This window comes from Candidatus Aquicultor secundus (assembly GCF_002791875.1).
GTDB lineage: Bacteria > Actinomycetota > Aquicultoria > Aquicultorales > Aquicultoraceae > Aquicultor_A > Aquicultor_A secundus.
The window spans coordinates 1-282 of record NZ_PFNG01000250.1 but is presented as its reverse complement, the minus strand read 5'-3'; the positions used below and the strand labels follow the sequence as shown (position 1 = coordinate 282).

Sequence of the window (282 nt, the reverse complement as noted above, 5' to 3'; positions counted from 1 at the left end):
ATCTGCGTGACGCGCTCGGCAAACTGCAATTAAACGACCCCGCGCTTGCATATGAGCCCGAGACGTCCTCAGCGCTCGGATTTGGCTTTAGATGCGGCTTCTTAGGGCTCTTGCATATGGAGATCATTAAAGAGCGCCTGGAGCGTGAATACAACCTGGAGCTTGTTGCAACGGCGCCGAGCGTCGCGTACCGGATTACCAAGACAAATGGGGAAAATATCACCATTCGTAACCCGTCCGAGATGCCCGACCCCCACATCATCGAGACGATGGAGGAGCCGT

The 282-nt window shown here is 55.3% G+C and carries 1 pseudogene; it reads left to right on the top strand.

The features are described from left to right. Positions 1-282: pseudogene (locus tag COY37_RS10655) on the top strand (elongation factor 4); the annotation flags it as partial.